The 18,876-nt window shown below is 37.8% G+C and carries 19 protein-coding genes; 11 read left to right on the top strand and 8 right to left on the bottom strand.

Annotation, left to right across the window (positions count from 1 at the left end; all coding sequences use genetic code 11):
* Positions 1 to 84: 84 nt before the first annotated feature.
* A complete protein-coding gene (locus tag SCI76_RS08100; RefSeq protein WP_407545120.1) occupies positions 85 to 468 on the bottom strand; it encodes a CotG/ExsB N-terminal domain-containing protein in 384 nt (127 codons plus the stop codon).
* Positions 469 to 581: 113 nt separating this feature from the next.
* On the opposite strand from SCI76_RS08100, the gene SCI76_RS08095 reads away from it, so the two are divergent.
* Complete coding sequence (locus SCI76_RS08095) at positions 582 to 1,028, top strand: N-acetyltransferase (protein WP_063247587.1); 447 nt, start codon at positions 582 to 584, stop codon at positions 1,026 to 1,028.
* A gap of 256 nt (positions 1,029 to 1,284) precedes the next feature.
* Here SCI76_RS08095 and SCI76_RS08090 read toward each other — a convergent pair whose 3' ends face one another.
* Positions 1,285 to 2,454 carry an MFS transporter gene (locus SCI76_RS08090; RefSeq protein WP_063247586.1) on the bottom strand — a complete coding sequence of 390 codons (1,170 nt, stop codon included), beginning with the start codon at positions 2,452 to 2,454 and terminating at the stop codon, positions 1,285 to 1,287.
* A 175-nt stretch (positions 2,455 to 2,629) separates the two neighbouring features.
* On the opposite strand from SCI76_RS08090, the gene SCI76_RS08085 reads away from it, so the two are divergent.
* A complete protein-coding gene (locus SCI76_RS08085) occupies positions 2,630 to 2,824 on the top strand; it encodes a hypothetical protein (protein ID WP_407545119.1) in 195 nt (64 codons plus the stop codon).
* A gap of 31 nt (positions 2,825 to 2,855) precedes the next feature.
* Here SCI76_RS08085 and SCI76_RS08080 read toward each other — a convergent pair whose 3' ends face one another.
* From SCI76_RS08080 to SCI76_RS08070, 3 genes are all read right to left on the bottom strand, one after another.
* Positions 2,856 to 4,157: an NCS2 family permease gene (locus SCI76_RS08080; RefSeq protein ID WP_013055916.1), complete on the bottom strand. Its 1,302-nt coding sequence runs from the start codon at positions 4,155 to 4,157 to the stop codon at positions 2,856 to 2,858.
* Between the two features lie 219 nt (positions 4,158 to 4,376).
* On the bottom strand, positions 4,377 to 5,327 hold the full coding sequence (locus SCI76_RS08075) for a sensor histidine kinase (protein WP_048020296.1): 951 nt from the start codon (positions 5,325 to 5,327) through the stop codon (positions 4,377 to 4,379).
* A gap of 17 nt (positions 5,328 to 5,344) precedes the next feature.
* The gene (locus tag SCI76_RS08070; protein ID WP_048020299.1) at positions 5,345 to 6,043 is read right to left on the bottom strand and encodes a LytTR family DNA-binding domain-containing protein; all 699 of its coding nucleotides are present in this window, start codon (positions 6,041 to 6,043) and stop codon (positions 5,345 to 5,347) included.
* 175 nt (positions 6,044 to 6,218) lie between these two features.
* Here SCI76_RS08070 and SCI76_RS08065 point away from each other — a divergent pair, with 175 nt between their 5' ends.
* From SCI76_RS08065 to msrA, 7 genes are all read left to right on the top strand, one after another.
* Complete coding sequence (locus SCI76_RS08065; protein ID WP_047751424.1) at positions 6,219 to 6,956, top strand: ATP-binding cassette domain-containing protein; 738 nt, start codon at positions 6,219 to 6,221, stop codon at positions 6,954 to 6,956.
* Between the two features lies 1 nt (position 6,957).
* Positions 6,958 to 8,124 carry an ABC transporter permease gene (locus SCI76_RS08060; protein WP_048020303.1) on the top strand — a complete coding sequence of 389 codons (1,167 nt, stop codon included), beginning with the start codon at positions 6,958 to 6,960 and terminating at the stop codon, positions 8,122 to 8,124.
* 114 nt (positions 8,125 to 8,238) lie between these two features.
* Complete coding sequence (locus SCI76_RS08055; RefSeq protein WP_257041238.1) at positions 8,239 to 8,370, top strand: hypothetical protein; 132 nt, start codon at positions 8,239 to 8,241, stop codon at positions 8,368 to 8,370.
* Positions 8,371 to 8,445: 75 nt separating this feature from the next.
* Positions 8,446 to 9,228, top strand: coding sequence for a phosphotransferase family protein (locus SCI76_RS08050; protein ID WP_407545118.1), 783 nt, complete (start codon positions 8,446 to 8,448; stop codon positions 9,226 to 9,228).
* Between the two features lie 136 nt (positions 9,229 to 9,364).
* A complete protein-coding gene (locus SCI76_RS08045) occupies positions 9,365 to 9,865 on the top strand; it encodes a MerR family transcriptional regulator (RefSeq protein ID WP_048020305.1) in 501 nt (166 codons plus the stop codon).
* Positions 9,866 to 10,067: 202 nt separating this feature from the next.
* The gene (locus SCI76_RS08040) at positions 10,068 to 10,496 is read left to right on the top strand and encodes a MarR family winged helix-turn-helix transcriptional regulator (protein WP_028414193.1); all 429 of its coding nucleotides are present in this window, start codon (positions 10,068 to 10,070) and stop codon (positions 10,494 to 10,496) included.
* Between the two features lie 153 nt (positions 10,497 to 10,649).
* Complete coding sequence (gene msrA, locus SCI76_RS08035) at positions 10,650 to 11,612, top strand: peptide-methionine (S)-S-oxide reductase MsrA (RefSeq protein ID WP_080754393.1); 963 nt, start codon at positions 10,650 to 10,652, stop codon at positions 11,610 to 11,612.
* A 24-nt stretch (positions 11,613 to 11,636) separates the two neighbouring features.
* On the opposite strand, the gene SCI76_RS08030 is transcribed toward msrA, so the two are convergent.
* The 3 genes from SCI76_RS08030 to SCI76_RS08020 are packed head-to-tail and all read right to left on the bottom strand — an operon-like array spanning position 11,637 to position 15,394.
* On the bottom strand, positions 11,637 to 12,761 hold the full coding sequence (locus SCI76_RS08030) for a GerAB/ArcD/ProY family transporter (protein ID WP_048020306.1): 1,125 nt from the start codon (positions 12,759 to 12,761) through the stop codon (positions 11,637 to 11,639).
* Between the two features lie 12 nt (positions 12,762 to 12,773).
* Positions 12,774 to 13,859, bottom strand: a complete 1,086-nt coding sequence (locus tag SCI76_RS08025; protein WP_221832899.1) for a Ger(x)C family spore germination protein — start codon at positions 13,857 to 13,859, stop codon at positions 12,774 to 12,776.
* Between the two features lie 14 nt (positions 13,860 to 13,873).
* Positions 13,874 to 15,394 carry a spore germination protein gene (locus SCI76_RS08020; protein WP_221832901.1) on the bottom strand — a complete coding sequence of 507 codons (1,521 nt, stop codon included), beginning with the start codon at positions 15,392 to 15,394 and terminating at the stop codon, positions 13,874 to 13,876.
* Positions 15,395 to 15,596: 202 nt separating this feature from the next.
* Between SCI76_RS08020 and SCI76_RS08015 the strand changes: the two genes are divergently transcribed.
* Positions 15,597 to 17,252: an alkaline phosphatase gene (locus SCI76_RS08015; RefSeq protein WP_394554700.1), complete on the top strand. Its 1,656-nt coding sequence runs from the start codon at positions 15,597 to 15,599 to the stop codon at positions 17,250 to 17,252.
* A gap of 751 nt (positions 17,253 to 18,003) precedes the next feature.
* On the top strand, positions 18,004 to 18,747 hold the full coding sequence (locus SCI76_RS08010) for a LytTR family DNA-binding domain-containing protein (protein WP_028414187.1): 744 nt from the start codon (positions 18,004 to 18,006) through the stop codon (positions 18,745 to 18,747).
* Positions 18,748 to 18,876: the final 129 nt, after the last annotated feature.

Raw genomic sequence — 18,876 nt, 5'->3', positions numbered from 1 at the left:
GAGTAAAACGAATGATTATGTAAAATAAAAATCTATAAAAAAGCAAGCCGCGTATGTTTTAAACACGACTTGCTATAGATTTAGTTAGCGGCGACAGCCATGCCCTTTAAAGCAGCAGCCAAATGATTTATTAAACCATGGATATGAGCAGCAAGGTGAACCGCAGCGACAGCGGCGACGGCTAGAACGGCGAGTAGAACGACGAGTAGAACGACGAGTAGTGCGACGAGTAGAACGACGAGTAGTGTGACGAGTAGAACGACGAGTAGTGCGGCGAGTAGAACGACGAGTAGTGCGGCGAGTAGAACGACGAGTAGTGCGGCGAGTAGAACGGCGAGTAGAACGGCGAGTAGAACGGCGAGTAGAACGACCGCGACGGGCAGTTGGCTCTTGGTACATAAATGTTTCAAGCTCAGTAGAAGCAATCGCTTCTGTTGCTTCTCTAATTCTTTCAGCAGTGATATGCATATAAACACCTCCTGGCTAATTCGGTACATAATACAATATGTACAAGGAAGGCGTTTGGATATAGTGAAAACATGGAATTTGTCTAAATTTGTGAAAGAAATGGAGTGGTTTTCATGCTTCAAATCCTCGAACATCAAAGAGTGGATATCGCTCTTCAAATAGTAGCTGTGCAAGTAGAAGCTTATCAAGAAGAAGCAAGGCTCATTGGTTTTTTGGATATTCCTCAGCTTACAGAAAGCAAAGAAGATATTATGAAAAGCAAGGAAGTGTTTATCGGAGAAATGATTGAAGGTAAGCTAGCAGGAGTGCTGTCGTTTGAAAAAGAAAATGAGCGATTAACGATTTGCCGCCTCGTTGTGCGTCCTCAGTACTTTCGAAAAGGAATTGGAAGCCGTCTTTTAACATATGTACTTCAAAAATATTCAGAATGTGAGTGTATGGTTTCCACAGCCGAAAAAAATACACCTGCGATTAAGCTATACGAAGCTCATCGGTTTTCAATTATAAAACACACTGCAGCTGCGGATAATCTTGTGTTAGTAACGATGAAAAGAGATTGAGCCATAGCTAAATTAATCCAAAGACTAACAAATTGGCTACATGAGCTAGTAGGAATCGGCTGTTGCTTTCCCTACAAGGCTTCGCTTTCCGCAGGAGTCTTCGCCTTGCCCTCCAATCACCAGCTAGAAGTACCTACATACATGAAACTTACGTTTACCATAGCAATAAAAAAATCCGAACGCATTGGATTCTCCATCAAGAATCTCGAATCATCGTTCGGATTTTCCTTCAGCTAAAATACTTTTGTCTCAGCATCTATGATGATAGTGTTTGCTCAGAATAATCTAGAGCTGTATGACGCTGAATCAGCAGTAAAGCAGCTAAAGTGACAACTGCTCCGATAATAAAAGGTAGCGTCATATTGAGTTTAAAGGCAAATGCACCAAGCAGAGGGCCAAAAATACGCCCTAAGCTATCCATTGAGGCAGTTAACCCTGAAGCAGAGCCATATCCTACTTTGGTTCTCATCGTAATTAATGAGAGGACACAAGGACGAATAAGGGCATTTCCTGCTGTAAATATGCACAGAAATAAGGTAGCATTAACGGCACTAGAAGATAACAAAATAGACGTAAATCCTATTGCTGAAACCAATAAGCCAATAGCCATCAGTTTTTTTTCATTTCCTTTTTTAAATCGCTGCAGTACACCGCCTTGAATCAGGGCTTGAGTTAAACCGCTCGCCATAAACATCCATCCGATTGTCGTGGGAGTAGCATTGATTTTCGCTATTTGAAAAAATTGAAAAGTAGCTTCTAAACCAGCGAGCGTAAAAGTAGCTAAAAATGAAAGAACATATAAATACTTCATAGCTCCTTGAAAATCTGACGTGAAGTCATGCCATCTGGATGTCTGTATTTTGGCAGCAGGTTCTTTTCGTAACGATTCTTTTAACGTAAAGAATGAGAACGCTGTCATAATCAGTGACAAGATACCAGAGATAACGAAGGGAATAAACAAGCCGAAAGACGAAAGGACACCGCCTAATGCCGGTCCAAAAATAAAGCCTAAGCCAATTGACATCCCTAACAGTCCCATTGCTTTCGTGCGGTTTTCTTCATCTGTACTATCAGAAGCGTATGCAAAAGCACAAGGAATAACAGCTCCTGCAAACAAACCTCCGATGATGCGTGACGTATACATCAGAGTCAGAGAGTTTTCTGCCACCGAAAAAAGAAAAAAGCTTGCGCTAAAGCCAAGTAAGCCCCAAAGTAAGATGGGACGGCGGCCTTTTATATCGGAAAGCTTCCCCCAAAAAGGTGCGGTGATAAAAGATGCGATCGAATAGCTAGCCATTAGTATCCCTAAATTGACCGTGCTTGCACCCGTGGCACGAATAACTTCAGGTACGATGGGGATGATCACTCCAAAGCCGACAAATACCATAAAAATAACAAACATTAACGTTCCAAGCTGTTTGTTCATATGCAATTAAGCCCCTTTCTCTGTAGAACATGCCGTGAGTTTAGTATACCAAATACAAATACGTTTTTTACGTATATTTGGTAAAAAACGCTTTATTTATAAGTGAAGAAAACATGTTAATATTTACCTGTTGCGCTGAAGCTGATACAATTAAAAGAAAAGGGACGTGAAGCAATTGCCAATATGGCTTGTATTTGCTGGGATCATAGGCAGTCTTTTAGGATTTGGGGCGCTATTGGATTATATAGCTAAAAAGAGAAGTATCGAGTTAGATCCAGAAGAAGGGATAAAGAATGCTTCTGATGCAGAACAAATCTATGTAGAAAATTATCTTTATCAAACAAAAGAAAATAACAATCACTTTCAATAAAAAAAGCTTGGAGAGAAATCTCCAAGCTTTTTTAATGAGGTAAAAAGATGAGCTGATAGAGAAATAAAACAGCAAAGACATACACAAGCGGATGAACTTGTTTGCCTTTTCCTTTTACCAGCTTCATTAACGGATAAGAAATGAAGCCAAGCGCAATTCCTGTTGCAATACTTGATGTAAGAGGCATTGCTAGAACAACTAAAAAGGCAGGGAACGCTTCATCAAAGTCATTCCAATTAATTTTAGCTACAGCACCCATCATCAAGCTTCCGACAATAATTAATGCAGGTGAAGTAATAGCTGCTACGCCAGAAACCGAGCTTACAACCGGGCTAAAGAATGCTGCCACGATAAATAGAATGGCTACCGTCACGCCTGTTAGACCTGTACGTCCGCCTGCTGCTACACCAGATGAAGATTCAACGTAAGCGGTTGTTGGGCTTGTACCAAATAAAGCGCCAATCGTTGTACCAAATGAGTCAGCAAGCAATGCTTGACGCACGCGAGGCATCTTATTACCTTTCATAAGACCGGCCTGTTGAGCTACGCCTACCATTGTACCTGTTGTATCAAAAATCGTCACAAGTAAGAAAGAAAAAACAACTGTGTACAAATCATGATGAATAACATCTCCAAAAGCAGCAAAAGGATTTGAAATCATTAAGCCATCTGGAAGGTGAGGAGAAGCAAACAAACCTTTATCAAATGAAAGCTGTCCTCTAAAGAAAGCAATTAATCCGGTAATAATCATACCGAAGAATAAAGCGCCGTTTACATTTAGCGTATATAAAATGATTGTAATCGCAAGTCCAATCAGTGTTAAAACTACTTTCTCAGACTGCAAATCACCAAGTCCAATTAAATTTGATTTATTTGCAACGATAATACCAGCTGAACGAAGCCCGATAAAAGCAATAAATAAACCGATACCAGCACTGATCGCGTGCTTTAAATTGTTTGGAATAGCTTCAATTAATTTTTCACGAAACGATGTTAACGATAGGATGATAAAGATAATACCCGCTACGAATACAGCTGAAAAAGCAGTAGCATAGTCGATACTTCCATTTGAACCAACAACTAAAGCAGCAAAGTATGCGTTCATTCCCATACCGGGAGCAATAGCGATTGGATAGTTAGCTGCAAGAGCCATCCATAGCGTAGCTACGACTGCTGAAATAATAGTAGCTGTAAATACTTGATCAAAAGGAACGCCGGCGCTGGACAAAATAACTGGGTTCACAATGACGATATAAATCATGGTTAAAAACGTTGTAATACCAGCTAAAATCTCCGTTTTAGCATCCGTGTTATATTCTTTTAACTTAAACATAAGTAACCTCCAAAAATAACGAACATTAAAAGCAACATGATATATAATATTCGTTTTTTACTTGAAATGCAATAGATTTGCATATAAAAAATCAAAAACTAAAAAAGTGACGATAAAAGAGCTAAAACAAGTGTGAAATATTTCTTTTTTTCGGTGCTTTTTATAGTGTGTACGTATAGAAGAGGCTCATACGAAAAAAAGCCGCTTGGGCTATAGCGGCTATGTTGCTTGTTTTGAGGAAACGACTATCGGAAATTTTATTTTAATGGAAAGAGTTAAATCGTGATACGTATACTCCAAGCGTCCGTGGTAGTTGGAAACAAGTTCAGAAATGATCCACGTACCAAGGCCTTCGTGGCGTTCTTTCTTTTCTGTAACATGAAAAGAAGTAAACAAGTGATCTTGACGTTCTCGTGATAAAGGAGCGGTAGAATTGCTGATTTCTAAAATGTAAATGCCACTTCGAATCATACTCGAAACGGTTATCTCTTTTTTCTCAGAAGAATGAGCGGCTTCTAAAGCATTATGCAGTAAATTCATGATGAGATTCATTTGGTCAAGGTGCTTTAAAGGCAGCTGTGATAACGGTGAATCTAATTGAACATTCATATGTATTCCCCACGTATGTGCTTGATTCTTGCTTTGATGTACAACAGAAGCAACGTGCGAATGTTCACCTTGAATATATGAATGGGTATCATTCAAAGCTTCAACGTAATCTTGAATATACTCTTGTGCCTGCTGTCTTTGGTTTGTTTCTAGAAGATAGGATACGGCGCTGACATGTTTAATAAAATCATGTCTTTCAGCTCTTAACGCTTGAAAAAGCTCATTGTTTTTTTGAATTTCACGTGAAGCACTGCTTTCCCGGTTGGTTACGAATATGTATTGTTGATAAGACGAAAACATGTCGGTCATGTAACCAATCATTGCGATAACGGTTAGGCCAATACTAAGAGGTGAAGATAGGCTAAATAAAAGCAGGAAAAAAGACGTCAGCACGATTGCTTTTTTTATCGTTAGTGAAGGAGCCGTTTGATATTTCTTTCTCCATATAAAAAATGAACCAATTATAAAAGAACTAAGTAGGAGATGTAAACTAACAGGCAGTTCTTTAAAAAAGAGGAGCACGAAAACAGTTAGTAAAACTAGTGTGTAAAATAGTTTCATTTTAAATAGTGCCTCCTTTAAAAGTACTCTTTTTGCAAGATGTCTAAATTTGTTTTCGTGATTAAAGCTGTTTTTTCGGTGCTTTGAAACATCACGGAGTAGGAGTGCTTAGTATACAGGGAGAAATTTTGAATATAGGAAATGTTGATAATAAAAGCTCGATGCGACCTTAGAAAATGACTCGCTGTTAATTCTTTTTCAATTTCGTTTAATGATTGATAGGTACTAAACTCTCCATTTGTCGTTATGATGGTGGTAGAGCGACCCGTTCGCTCTGCAAATATAATATCTTGTTTGTTCAGCACTTGCATTTCGGTTTTTTGTTTTAAAATCAGCTTATCTCTTGTATCAGCTGATTGTTTTTTTTGATGAAAACGCTGAATGCCTTTTAACAGACGCTCTTTAGAATAAGGCTTCATAATGTAGTCTAAAACGTTGAGTTCAAATGCATGAACGGCAAAGCCGCTGTGCCCAGTGACAAAGATGACTTGAATATCAAGTGCGTAAGCATTGATGAAGTCTGCAAGCTCATAACCTGATAGCTTTGGCATTTCAATATCTGTAATTAATAAATCAATTTCATTTTTTTTAATTTCGTTATAAGCTTCCTCCGCGCTGCTAGTCGAAAAAAGTATGTCTATATCATCTTCTCTTTCTAAAGAAATCCTCAATTTTTCTAAATCATATGAATGATCATCCACTAATCCTACCTTCATAAATAAAAACCCTCTTTGTTTTATTCTATTGGATATTACCACACTATTTTACCATGATTTACAAGATGGAAAGGACGTTTCGCGACATAAAAAACCCTCTTTATGACAAGATGGAAGATGCTGTATAAAAAATAAGCTAAGATAGAGTCAATCACAGTAAAAGGGGAGAGCGGATATGATTGAAATCAAAGGTGTGACGAAATATTTTAAAGAGAAAAAGCAAACAATTGCAGCTGTTCAAGATATTCATGTAACCATCGCACAAGGAGAAATTGTAGGACTATTAGGGGAAAATGGAGCGGGGAAAACAACTCTTTTACGTATGCTGTCGACTGTACTTGAACCATCGGAAGGCCATATGTTCATTCACGGAATTAACATTCATAAACAGCCCGATAAAATAAAGCAAAAAATCGGCGTGCTTTTTGGCGGTGAAACAGGTTTATACGACCGTTTGACTGCGCGTGAAAACTTAGCTTATTTTGCTAAGTTTTATGGAATGAGCAAACATGAAACAAAGATAAGGATTGAGGAACTGGCCAAACGTTTTGGAATGAAAGACTACTTGGATCGCCGCGTCGGAGGCTTTTCAAAAGGAATGCGTCAAAAAGTAGCCATTGCACGCACTATTCTTCATAACCCAGACGTTATCCTATTTGATGAACCGACTACAGGATTAGACATTACATCAGCAAACATGTTTCGTGAGCTTATTAAAAGTCTGCAAAGAGAAGGAAAAACGATTGTTTTTTCCAGTCACATTATGGAAGAAGTGGAGATGCTGTGTCAATCTATCATTATGATTCATAAAGGAAAAATGATTTATCAAGGAACAAATGAACAGCTGTATAAAGAAGAGGAAAGTACAGACTTAAACTACATCTTTATGTCGCGTATCGTGAGGGGGGCTTAATATGATTTGGCATATTTATAAAAAAGAGTTGATTGATTGTTTGAGAGATCGCAAAACGATTATCTTTAGCGTGTTGATTCCGATTCTGTTAAATGTAGGGATTATCTTTTTTGCAGACAAAATGATGGCCAGTGATCAAACAGATTCCATGTCTGTAGCTGTTACAAAAGATTCTGATGCCAGTGTGATCAACTGGTTAAAAAACGATGACAATATTAAAGTAATTGAAAGCAGAAATCCACTCAGTGCTGTAGAACAAGGGAAAGCGTTAGCGGCGTTAAAGCTACCAGACGATTTTTCTTCAGAAGTGCGTAAGATGAAATCGCCAGAAGTTACTGTTTATACGGATTCAGCGAGCATGAACTCAGGTGCTACCGCAGAGTATATACAAAATATACTGAATAAACATCGAGAAGCTATAGTTAGCGAACGCTTAGACCAACTAAATGTGAATAGTCAAACGATAGCTCCGTTTAATGTGGTTGAAAAAGGAGTGTCTAAAGAAGATGACGGCTCTTTAACAATGATTGCGATGTTTGCGCCAATGATTATCATTATGGGCGTTTTAGGTGGCATTCTTCCTTCTGCCAATGATATTTTTGCAGGTGAAAAAGAACGGAAGACGATGGAAGCTCTATTGATGGCTCCTGTCAAACGAACGCAATTACTGGTTGGAAAATGGCTTACGATCTCTACATTCGGTATCGTAAGCGGCCTTTTGTCTACATTGGCATTTGTTTTCTCTGTACGTTATTTAACAACTATATTAAATGATGCACTGCAGCTTAAGGGTCATGTTACAACCTTTATCTTCTCGTTTTTAGTCACCCTTACCCTGCTAGCGCTGCTAGGAGCCATAGTATTATGTATCCTTAGCCTTTTAGCAAATTCGGTTAAAGAAGCGCAGAGCTATACATCTCAAATTATGATGGTAGCGATACTTCCATACTTTTTACTGATGGGAAAATCCGTACACGAACTGCAACCAAGCGGATTTTTAATTCCTATTTATAACGTATTTGCACTTATGAAACAGCTTCTCTACGGTGTCTATGACATGCAGAGTCTAGTCTATACAATAGGAAGCTTGTCGGTTTGTACAGTTGTTTTATTTACGATTGGTTATACGATGTTTACCAAAAGCCGCTGGGTGCTTGGTAAAGGGTAAGAGACTGGGCAAAAGTAGTTTAGTTGAAGGAAGGTCCGAACGAGTAATCGTTCGGATTTTTTTATTAGAATGGTGAACGTAGGTTTCAGGTATGCAGTTAGTTGCTTCTAGCTGTTGATTGGAGGGAAAGACGGAGACTCACCGGCCGCCCGCGGAAAGCGAAGTCTTGCACGGAAATCAACAGCGGTATCACAAGCGCTTCATAATAGCTCATTCAACCCATTTGTTTGTATTAAATTGAAGTGATTTCGTTATGTCTCAACTTTTTTGTAGGGAAAGAGCAACAAAAAGAGAATGTAGAAAGAAAGGGGAGTGAGACAGTTGCATCCTATTATAATAGAAGAAATTCCTCATTCGATAAAAAAGTATGTAAAGCAAATCGAAAAAGTGACGTTTCCAAAGCAAGGGTGTACCTCAGATGTTGGTATCCTTCATACGGCTAGAGGGAGATATGTTTTAAAACGGGCAAAAAGGGAAAAGTACAGAAAATGGTTATATAAGGAATATTATGTATTAAAAAATATACAGGCACTGGCGGACTTTCAAAGCCCGAGCGCTTACAAGTTTGTTCAAACAGCAGAGGAGAGCTGGCTGCTGCTAGAATTTTTTGAAGGAAAGACGGTAAGAGAGTATTTAGAGAAGGAAGATAATGAAAAAAAGCGTGAGCACGTTGTCTATGAAATGGGGCGTCTTCTTGCTCGTATTCACAATGCTGAGTGTCCAGAACGATTAGTGAGTAAGCAGCCGTGGATCCACCGAATGCTGCAAGAGGCAGAGTACAATTTAACCCACTATGAGGTAGACGGGAATCAACGGCTACTAAAACAACTGCAGAAGCAAAACATGATATGCAAACAAGAGGTACTTATTCACGGAGACTACACGATTGATAATGTACTTGTACACGACGGTCAGATAACAGCTGTTATTGACTGGAGCGGAGGAACTTTAGGAGACGCTCGTTATGATATGGCTCTTGCTGTTCGCTTTGAAGACGGAATTTTTACAGGTAAAGAGCGCGCGTCTTTTTTTAAGGGATATGGCAAGCAGATTTCACAGCACGAATTTTGTTATTTTGCAGAAGGTTTATACGAGTTTTTCTAAGCAATAATGACATCATTTTCTTCATTTGTTGAACGTCCACTTTCTTTGACGAATTCATACTAGTTTTGTCACGTATGAAGGGATTTAAAGATTTCTCTCGAAATGGCTAGTAAATGAAAAAATGGAGGGATGGAACATGACGATGAAAACGGTGGATGTGGCAAAGTCGCTGGGAATACATCCAAGTACGGTATTAAAATGGGTTAAAATGGCGAATATCGAGCTAGAGAGAAATGAATCGGGACACTGTGAGTTTACAGAAGAAAATATTGAGGCACTTAGAGACTTTCAAAAAAACCGCAATCGTCAAGCCGTCGTCAAAGTGGTAGAAAAAGTAGTAGAAAAAGAGGAAGTCGTTATATCTGATGAACGTGCACAAGATATGCAAAAGCAGCTTGATCAGCTTTTTTTAAGGCTGATTGAAAATGAAAAGCGTACAGAAGAAAAAGCGGGAGAAGTAGTGACCTTTCAAATTTTAGAGCATCGTTCAGAAATTGATCGATTAAATAAAGTTATTACAAAATTAGAAAATCGAGTAGTAGAACTTGAAAGTCAGTTAAAAAGTGAAGACAGCTTAAAAGGTAAAAAGCCTGTTCCGAGATGGAGAAGCTTTTTAACCGGTATTTTTAGCTACTAGCAGCGATTTACCATAACGGTAAATCGCTTTTTTTATGGAATTTTACGAAAAATACATCAATTCGTACAGACTTGTGGAAAAAAATCTCAATAATAGTTGACGAAACGCTTAGTAATTTGATAAAACTAATTAAGTTAAGAAAGTGAAATACTTTCGTAAATACATATTCGTTATCATGCGATAGCGTTAAGGAGAGTGACAAGTGAAAAAAAGAGAAGAGCTCGTTCAAGAAATGGAGACGCTGTTTCGCTTTGTGTTCAGACAGCTTCGCCAAGAAATTAATGAAGTATACAATTCAGAGCTATCAACAAATGAATTTATGGTGCTTCGTATGCTGGTTGATTCCGGCAGGCAGCGATCAACTGATTTATCAAAGTATCTTCAAGTGTCAGCAAGCCACATTACGGCGGTAACCGACTTGCTTTTGTCAAAAGGCTACATTGCACGCAAACGGTCTGAAAATGATCGACGTATTATTGATATTGAACTGACCAAAGAAGGGCAAGATATTTTTAATGTGATTCAAGAAAAAAAACGAGCGTATTTCCTCGAGCGGTTTGAGCACTTTACAGATAAAGAAATTGAAACGATGAATAAACTGTTTCACAAAATTAAAGGTGATCAAAAATAAAGCGCTTTAAATGCGGAAGAATAATCAGTGAAGATGAGCTTCACTGATTATTTTTTTGTCTTAAAACGGAAAGAGTACAAGAAGCAAGTTAGTTGGTGAGAACATCAAATCAGCGTATAATAATAGAAAGAATACATGAAGGAGGTCATCTTTTTGACAGAACAATATGAAGTAGCAACTTTTGCCGGCGGCTGTTTTTGGTGTATGGTGAAGCCCTTTGATGAACAGCCAGGCATTATAAAAGTTGTATCTGGCTATACAGGCGGTCACAAAGAGAACCCGACGTACAAAGAAGTATGCTCAGAAACAACGGGCCACTATGAAGCGGTCCAAATTACATTTGACCCAGAAGTTTTTCCATATGAAAAGCTTTTAGAACTATACTGGCCTCAAATTGATCCAACGGATGCAGGCGGACAATTTGCGGATCGAGGCGATTCATATCGAACAGCTATCTTTTATCACAATGAGCACCAAAAGGCACTAGCTGAAGAATCCAAGCAACAATTAGAAGCAAGCGGTCGTTTTTCTGAACCAATTGCCACACAAATTCTACCGGCAAAACCGTTTTACGAAGCGGAAGAATACCATCAAGGTTACTATAAGAAAAATAAATTCCGCTATGCTATGTATCGACGAGGATCTGGACGTGATCGTTTTATTAAAGAAAACTGGAAAGACTTTGGCCGCGACGAGCAGCTAAAAACGACATTAACGCCTATTCAATATGAAGTTACTCAAAATGACGCAACGGAACCCCCGTTTCGCAATGAATTTTGGGATCATACAGAAGATGGTATTTATGTAGATATCGTATCAGGAGAGCCGTTGTTTAGTTCAACGGATAAATATGATGCCGGATGCGGATGGCCGTCTTTCACAAAGGCGATTAATAAAGATGAAGTAAAAGAAAACATGGACGTTAGTCATAATATGGTTCGTACAGAAGTACGAAGCAAAACGGCTAACTCTCATTTAGGTCATTTATTTGATGATGGTCCGCAAGATGCAGGCGGCTTGCGTTACTGCATCAACTCAGCAGCTCTTCGCTTTGTTCCGAAAGAAGATTTAGAAAAAGAAGGATACGGGGAATACGCTGTTTTATTTAACAAATAAAATAATATGAAAAAAGAGCGTGATTCAACTTAAAGTTGGCTCACGCTCTTCTTTTTGTGTTTTCTTTTGTTTTACTTTGGCTCGAATGAAGCTATATAGAAAAAGGAAAGGAATGTAGCCATAAATAAAGTAAAAGCCGGTCATAGATAGTCGTGTATTAAGTTGATCAATCGTTTCTCGGTCATCAAAGAAAATAGAAAAGCCAAGGAGTGCAATTAAGGCTAATATGAGAAAAATAGTAGGCGGTTTATTAAATGTTTTACTAAATCCGCGAATTGTACACCACAAGCTAACAGCAATAGTAGGCAGAACAACTAAGAGCCACAGAGCAATTAAAATATATTCAAAACGCTGTAAAAATGGAATTTCAATAATTTTGGCCATCGTTAAAGTTGGCCATATGGTATGAGCTAACTGTCCTTGACTAAAGTAAGCAAATGACACTAATGCTGTGCAAAAATATAAAAAAGTGCTGAACAAAATGCCAAGTTGCCCCCACTTCTGACTAGTAGCGCCATTTTTTATAAAAGGATAGAAAAAAAGCACGGATTCAAATCCCAAATTCTCAAAAGTCATCATTTTAGTTGAAATTAAAAATTCCCATATCGTGTGGTCAAATAAAGGAAATAAATTATTAAGGTGCCCGTATTTCAGCGGGTAAATCAATGCAAGTGCGAGCGGTAAGGGAAGCATAACCCCAAAAAAAGCAATTCCAGTAATCACACGAAACCCACCGGAAACTGTATAGTAAATAATAGGTAAGTAAACAAGGGATACAATCCATGTTTCCAGCTGTGGAAACATCCATATTTGTAAAATTTCTACGTACGTTCGGTAAATGGTTAACGCAAAAATAAAATAATAAGCCGATGCCGCAAGAGTTAAAGCTCCTCCAAGGTATTTACCGAAATATAACCGGTGAATATCAACAATATCGCTGTTTTCACGAGTTAAGATATTAAAAATCATCGCTAATAAAATACAGACGCTGATTGCAGCAAGGAAGATAGATATCCACGCTTCATATCCAGCTCCTTTAATAATGTAACGCTGAAACCCTAGTATTCCAACGCCAATCTGAGTAGAGTGAACTAAGAAAAAAAGAAAAGAAGGGGAAACTTGATTTTCTTCTTTAATTGTATTGTGCATCTTTTCTTCCTCCTAGTTGCTAATACCGGTTTGAATAAGATGAACGCGAGCTTTTACTTCAATATTCATATCCGGATATTGCGCTTTGAATTTTCCACTGTTAAACCCTCGCGTTTTACTTCGAACATAATCTGTAAAACAAATGGGGTCGATTTTGTGCCGCTGAAGCTTCTTAATAAAGGCATCCCCGTCTTTTTCAATATCTTTTTGAAGCGTTTTTTCAACCATTTTAATACGAGTCGGGTCTGTTAAATCTATCCATCCAGGAAATTCTTTTACAAGGCCGTCAACAGTTAAGTGCGCAACAATACTTGGATGCTGATGATTTCCTTTAATTTCATACTTTGTTTTGGTGCGCAAGTTTTGCAGTATAATTTCGCCTTTACGGTCACTTTCTTTAATTTTTACTGAGTAGCGGCCGTGCTTTGTTCCGCTCGTTAGCAGCTTAAATAAAAATGTTTCTTTCATTCCGATGGTTGTAACGACTTTTTGTTCTTTAAAAAGCGCCAGCCCCTTTAATTTAATAGCATCCTTTTCTTGGGATAAAACAGGAAGATAAGGGTCGCGGTCGTCGCTAAAAAAACTGAATAAAAAAATTTGTAAATTGGTGTTAGGCAAGTTTTCTGTTCGGATATTTTGTTCAATCAAATTAGAAATAAACTGATAGTCTTTAATTTTCTTTTTTGTAACGGAGCTCAATAATTCATGTGCGTTGCCATCTGCAATGCTTAATTTAATATTACGTCCAAGGTCTGGATTTCTAGCAATTGTATTTACTAATTCATCCACGCCGTGTGTTGCAAATTCTTTTCCCATGACGATGCTCCGTAGCTGCCCAAAAGCAACTGGAAGAGATGATTTATTGTTTAAGCGAAGTGGAATATCAAATGATGAATTAGCAGTAGCCGCAATAATACTAGGTTCTTCCGTTGGCCCGTACTTATAGATAGGGTATAAAATGGTTCCTCTGACTTTATTGCTTTGAGGAATATAATCATATCCTATGGAGTTAACTACTTGAATTTCGTCAATTGTTTCACGGTCTGCACAGCTCGTTAAGAAAGTAAGGCAAGTGCATAAAATAAGTATTCTCTTCATAACGTTTCCCCGCTTTACTCATTATCTAAATTACTTTTTCGTTTAGTCTTATTCGCTTTATTAGGGTTATAGCGAAAGCGTTCTAAAGGCCGCAAGTAGCTTGGACGCTTTGCTGTATGACTATAGGGCAATCGCAGAAAGGTATCCCTATACTCTGTTGGACGAAACGGAAAAAGCGGAACAAGATAAGGCATGCCCAAAGATTTTAAACGAAGCAAATGAACCAGTAAAAAACAAAAACCAAAGGTGATGCCGACTAAGCCAAACGCAGTGGCAAACAAAATAAACGGAAAACGTAATAACCGGATGGTATTAGACATTTTAAAAATAGGCGTTGTAAAAGAAGCTAAAGCTGTCAGTGAAACAATAATAAGTAAAATATTGCTTGTTAATGCCGCTTCTACGGTTGCTTGCCCAATAACAATCCCGCCTACGATTCCCAGTGTTTGACCTACTTTTGTTGGAAGCCTGGCTCCGGCCTCTCGAAGCAGTTCAATGGTGATTTCTAAAAAAAGTACTTCAATGACCGGTGGAAAAGGAACGTTGGTCCTTGAAAAGATAATAGGTCCGAGCAAATCTTTTGGAAGCATCTCATAATGATACGTGACAATGGCTACATAAAGAGGTGTAGCAAAAATAGAGAAAAAGACGCCTAAAATACGAATAACTCGGAAAAATGACCCTAGAACCCACGGTAAATAGTAGTCCTCAGGTGAAATAAAGAAGTCAAGCAGCGTTGACGGTCCCGTAACTGCGTAGGGTGAACCGCTCGAAAAGAAGGCAGCTTGCCCGTTTAACAGACTAAACAAGACTCGATCAATCCGCTCTGTTGTTAAAAAAAGCGGAAACGCCGTAGAAGAATTATCGGAAATTAATTGATCAAGCATTGTACTATCAAAAATGACGTCGAAATCTATATCTTCCAGGCGCTGCGTCATAGTGTCCACGTGCTGAGGGTTCGTTACGCCTTCTAAATAAACAAGAACGACGCGCGTTTTCGATTTATTTCCTACGGTGAGTTCTTTAAAAATAAGGTTTTCGGAAATGACCGTTTTTCTCATTAAATAGAGATTGACATCTAAATCCTCTACAAAACCAATTTTAGGACCAACGACGCTGAACTCATTTTCCGTTTCATTTTCTTTTCGAAACCCCGTATCAAAGCTTTGAACTTTAATAAGCGCTACTAGCTTATCGTCTTTATGCAATTGAAACATCACATAGCCGCGCAGCATCTTTTCTAAAATTTCTTTTGTATCTTTTGTAACGGAAATATCTTCAATCGGCAGAACGTTTTCAACTTCATATACACTGCTTAACGTGAAGTCTAGTTTTTGAAAAGGCTCAAGTATTTTATCTTCAACACTTTGCATGTTTACAAGTTGCTTAAAATACGTAATGATGTATTTTCGATGCTGCGAGCCAATAGCTAATGTTGTAAAATCACTTGATTTTTTAAATTGTTTAATCAGTTCGTCCAATGTTTTTTTGGGCTGATCGTCTGCATTCTTTTTTTTAAATAAATGTTTAAACATAACCGTGCCCCTCGCATGACTTTCTATTACTGGTAGTTTGTTCATGTACTTCCTTTTTATTCGACTATTTTTTCTCAAGAAGAAAGGAAGAATATAAAGACAAACTTTACACTCTTTTACAGTAGATAAACAGTAGATTTACGTTTGAATGGTAACTTTAGACATGTCGAAGATAATGAAATAAAGGAGCGGGTACATTTATATGAAGAAAAAATTAGCAGGTATTACACTAGCAGGAGCAGTAGCATTGGCCTCGTTTGGTTTAGGAAACTCTCTTATTCAAACGGAAGCAAAAGTGGAGCATAAGTCAGCTAAGAAACCTCAAAATGTCATTATGATGGTAATGGACGGGACGAGCTCAAATGCTACTACACTTGCAAGATGGTACAAAGGAAAACCGTTACATATGGATCAGCTGATGGCCGGGGGAGTACGTGCGTATTCGGCAGAATCTGCTATTACAGATTCCGCTCCGGCAGCTACTGCTTTAGCAACAGGAAATAAATCAAATTCTGGTTATGTAGGTGTGCTCCCTTCAGTAGTGAATACACCTGGGGTTAAACCCGTAGAAAAAGAAGATCAGTTTCGTCCCGTAGCAAACGTTCTAGAAGGAGCAAAGCTTTCGGGGCGCGCGACAGGAATTGTGGCTACTTCTGAAATCCAGCACGCCACACCAGCTGGTTTTTCAGCCCACAACTACAGCCGTGATGATTTTCAAACGCTAGCGGAGCAGCAAGTGTATCAAAACATCGATGTAGTACTTGGAGGAGGTAAGCAATCTCTTCTGCCAGGAAAAGAAGAAAAAAGCCGAAAAGACGGTGAAAACTTAGTCAATGTATTAAACAAAAGAGGATATGACTTTGTAGAAAATAAAAAGGAATTAGAGCAGTCACGCGCCAAAAAAATCTGGGGGAGCTTCGCTGACCGAGACTTAGCGTATGATATGGATCGACCGCAGACAAAAGCAGAACAGCCAAAGCTGTCCCAGATGACAAATAAAGCAATAACAACACTCTCCAAAGATAAAGACGGTTTCTTCTTATTTGTTGAAGGAAGCAAAACGGATTGGGCAGCTCATGCGAATGATCCAGTAGGCATGATTAGCGATGTATTAGCGTTTGATGAAGCAGTGGGCAAGGCAGTAGAGTTCGCTAAAAAAGATGGAAATACGATGGTTATTGCGATTGCTGATCACGGAAACAGCGGTCTTTCAATCGGTAATGCAAATACAACAAAAGGATATGATACCACACCTGTTTCTGCTTATATTGATCCATTAAAAAAAGCAAAAATGACGTTAGAAGGTGCTACGTCTAACTTAAAAGAAGATTTATCAAATAAAGAAGAAGTAGCTGCTTTGTATGGTTTATCAAACCTAACTTCAGAGGAAAAAGCGCAGCTGACTAAAGCAAGAGATAAAAAAGAAATGAGTGCTACACTATCAAAGCTATTAGCCAACCGAGCAAACCTTGGATTCACAACGGGCGGTCATACGGGTGAGGATGTATTTCTGTATTCATACGGCGTCAATCGACCAACGGGGCACTTTGATAATACGGATATTGCCAAACATATGGCTAAGTCAATGAATATTAACTTAAACGAGTTAACAAATGAATTATTTATTGAAGCAAATAAAGCTTTTAAAGGCTCAAATGTAGCGGTGGACTCAAAAGATAAAAACAACCCTGTGCTCGTTGTTACAAACAATAAGCGAACGGTACGTTTTCCGGTAAATAAAGATATTGCGATTGTAAATGGAAAAGAGATGCGGATGGACAGCGTGGTGGTACAGGATAAAAAAGGTCGCTTCTTTGTATCGAAACAGGCACAGCAAATTGTAAAAAATGCAAAATAAGAAATGAATGTAAAACAGGCCGAAGTATAACTTTAGGCCTGTTTTTTTACAGATAATAGATGGATAATTAGATGTATTAGCCTTCAGAGAGGAATGAATTGATTTATTTTACAAATAAATAGCTTTGAACTCTTAAAGGAATGGAAAGTCTTCACCTTTAAATATATGTGATTTATACTATGAAATGGTATAATAATCATAGTTCTAAAAGGAACTAGTTCGGAATACATATGTAAGTTCATAACGTTATATGCTAGAATTTTTATAATAAAATGAATAAAAAATACATAAATTTCTTCAAGTGAAATTAAAAATACAGGGTTGTTAAGGGTTGTATGTAAGTAATTACCTTGAATAAAAAGTAAAAAAATGAATAAAAGTATGGGTGGAAGAATGTAGAACATGTTTTAATAGTAAGAGAAGACAAAATGATTGAAAATAGCGTGTCGCCTTTATTAAAAATATTAAATAAAGATTTTGGCATGCTGATTTACAGATTATAAAAAGGGTATTAAATCATTGTTAGGAAAATAAATGATAATAGATAAACGGTTTTATTTCTTCTTCTAGAAAACCTACAATTATTGCAATATTCCCCATGAACAATCGTTGTGCGTTCCATTAACGATTAGCGTCCGTGTAGATCATTCATCTCAACATAAAAACACTATAAAGATGTGTAGACATGCATAAAACAGAATGGGCAATAGTTCGTACTATACTTTAACATTGTATCCTAGGGGGAGTCAGGATGAACAAAATCAACTTAATTATTGCCGATGATAACGAAGATTCGGTTGAAATTTTAGATTATTTTATAGAACAGCTTCCGGAATTTGAAGTGATTGGCATCTGCAAAGACGGAGAGCAGCTTGTACAGGAAGTGATGGCTAAGAGTCCAGACCTTTTGCTCGTAGACATTAATATGCCTACGATTAACGGTGTAGATGCCATAAAAAAGTGCCTGCGCATTAAGCCGAATTTAAACTTCATTTTTATCACCGGTTATGATGAATTTGCTGTGAAGGCATTCGAGTTGTCGGCACTGGACTACATTGTAAAACCAATTGAAAAAACCAGACTTTATATGGCGCTAGAGCGGGCAAAAAACTCCATTGGAATTGATAAAAATCAGTCAAAAAAGCCAGGTGAGCAATTAAAAAGACTGCCTGTAAAATTTAACGGATCTACTTATTACATTCCAATTGATCAAATTATTTTTATTGAAAAGTCCGGAAAAAAATGCTTAATCTATACTCAATCACGTGTCTATGAGACATATGAAAATATTAGTGATATCTATATGTATTTGAACCCTTCTGTATTCAGTCAAACACATCGGTCTTATATCGTAAATTTGCAGAAAGTTTCGCACATCACACCAAAAAACGAAACATATCTTGTTTATTTCTTAGAAATTGATGAATATGCTCATATCTCAAAATTAAAAATCCAAGACGTTCAAAAACAGCTGCATCAGTTAATGACAAATTAAGAGATGCTGCTTCTTCTAAAATAGTTATGCTGATGAGAGGACGAAGCTTATGTAAGTTTCGTCTATTTCATGTGTCTGCTTTCGGAATAAATGATCGTAATATAGTTCTTATAAGGAGAGTTAGATAGA

The sequence above is a fragment of the Priestia sp. HNGD-A6 genome (assembly GCF_045784335.1).
In the GTDB taxonomy this organism is placed as follows: domain Bacteria; phylum Bacillota; class Bacilli; order Bacillales; family Bacillaceae_H; genus Priestia; species Priestia zanthoxyli.
The sequence above is the reverse complement of the archived record's forward strand: the minus strand, read 5'-3'. Positions and strand labels throughout refer to the sequence as shown.